The sequence below is a fragment of the Plebeiibacterium sediminum genome, from assembly GCF_026013605.1.
Lineage (GTDB): Bacteria > Bacteroidota > Bacteroidia > Bacteroidales > Marinilabiliaceae > Saccharicrinis > Saccharicrinis sediminus.
Map to the genome: position 1 here is coordinate 1 of NZ_JAPDPJ010000179.1, position 2,115 is coordinate 2,115.

2 protein-coding genes are annotated in these 2,115 nt (G+C 31.3%); both read left to right on the forward strand.

Annotation, left to right across the window (positions count from 1 at the left end):
* Positions 1 to 85 precede the first annotated feature (85 nt).
* Positions 86 to 562 carry a hypothetical protein gene (locus OM075_RS24900; protein WP_301193273.1) on the forward strand — a complete coding sequence of 159 codons (477 nt, stop codon included), beginning with the start codon at positions 86 to 88 and terminating at the stop codon, positions 560 to 562.
* A gap of 469 nt (positions 563 to 1,031) precedes the next feature.
* Positions 1,032 to 1,661, forward strand: a complete 630-nt coding sequence (locus OM075_RS24905; RefSeq protein WP_301193274.1) for a DUF6266 family protein — start codon at positions 1,032 to 1,034, stop codon at positions 1,659 to 1,661.
* Positions 1,662 to 2,115: the final 454 nt, after the last annotated feature.

The following is a 2,115-nucleotide window of genomic DNA, read 5'->3' on the forward strand; positions in this document are numbered from 1 at the left end:
TTAAATACGGACTGATTAGAATCGCAAACGCGTTAATCAATCCAATAAATAACAGCGATTTAGATGAATGTTATAAACTTTTGTCATGTACTTAGCTGCCAGTTATAAAAAAGATATTGAAATTGATCCGTTTGCAAATACATTCTTTTCATTTAATGATACTGAGTCTGAATTGAAATTTATGCAAGCTAATGCCAATATGTTTATTTATACCATAAATGGATCCAGCGATAATCAGTTTGAGAAACCTACTTTAATTGTTCTGCCGGTACCTTATGATAATATGACTTCTTTAAAAAAAATGGCTGAGTCAATGATAGAACAGTTTAAAGGTAAAGGATTAACGGAAGTAGAAGAGGTGAGTTACTCAGGAGATTCTGTAAATGGTTATAATTCATATCAAAAAGTAGTAAAAGGAACAATGGGAGGTAAAAAAGTAAATCTGTTTATTAAAATCATTACAAAAGGAGACAATCAACTGATATTACAAGGACTTCAAAGTGGTGAGAATTTAGATTTGGATAAGTTTAATGCACTTATTAATACTGTAAAAATGAATTAAATATAGGTGTTTCTATGCCATGTTTATAGTGAATACATGTATCGAAATTAATTTTTCTGAATTTACTAATCATCTTATTAAAGAGTCACAATATATTTATTGTGGCTCTTTGTTATTTATAGATGAGGTAAATATTAATAGAAGAGCATTACTTCAGTAATGGTGAGACCGTTGCAGCTCTAATTCTATTGCAAATTTCTTATGTTTCTTTAGTAGCATAATTTGCAGTTTGATATGTATTGGCTTCGAGAAGGCTTCGTACTAACGTTGGTATTAACCCATATTTTCGTCATATTTTCGTCATACTTAAGCCATACCAAACTCATTGATTAATGACTTTAATATGGGTTTTATTTGTATTTCCTATAATCTATATATGAGTTGGTATGCTATTTGTATGCTACTTAATACGAACCTGGTCCGTAGCTGACCCTTTAATTTTTATTACTAACCTTTAAAATTTTGTACTATGGCACGTTTAAAAACAAATATTCTAGATGGTGGTTTTGGTAAAGTAGGAACTGTTGTTTTATATGAATGGCGAGGCATATCTTGCATGCGAAGCCTTCCAAGAGATTATAAGGATAAAAAAAGTAAAGCGCAATTACAGCAGCGGCAAAAAATGAAACTGGTACATTCATTTCTGTATAACTTTAAACCTAATCTTAATTTAATGTTTAATGAGGGAAGTATTGGCAGAACACCGTACCAGGCTGCAGTATCCTATAACCTAAAATATGGAGTGATGGGTGATTACCCTGATCAGAAGATCAATTATAGATCTGCATTAATTGCTAAAGGTACTTTACCCTTACCTGATTCTATGGAACTAATAGTTACCGGCGATGATGTTAAGATAGAATGGGATACTAGTTACTTTCATAATTCAAAGAATGTCAATGATGAACTTAATATTTATATGCTAGGTAAGGAAATCGGGAGTTATGCAAAGCGGTATAACACTAAAATAAAACGTAAAGAGGGTAGTTGTATTATTAATGAATGGTTAACTGAAAAACTTGGAGATTTAATAATATGGGCCTTTTTTGTAAATAAAGGTCAAACAGAAGTAAGCAATAGTGTTTGCTTAGCTTATTGACGTTATAATTATAGCGATTAGATAGTTCCTTTCTGTTCGCCGTATGCCTCTGGCTAAATCTTATTGTACCAGGCCTTATGCCTAAAAATAGGAATTGAACCAGACAAACTTATTCGGATTCGTTTGATGTGTATTTTAACTAGCAAATTGATATGTGTTTTGATATGTGTTACAATATTAACCTGTAAATTCTGTAAATCCTGTCCTTACTTTTTTTGACAGGATTAACAGGATCAACAGGATTAATTTACTTAGTAAATATGTTTTGCGATGAGGATCGTAATGTTTTGTAAATCTTACATTGGTAATTATAAATAGCTATTAAGTCATGTAACTCCATTCGGCGTATTACTCTATATGAGCCTAGTTCCTAAAAATGCAAATAAGGCCTAGGCTATGACGTTATACATCTGACATATTGATATGTGTTTCAACATTAACCTGTAAATTCTGT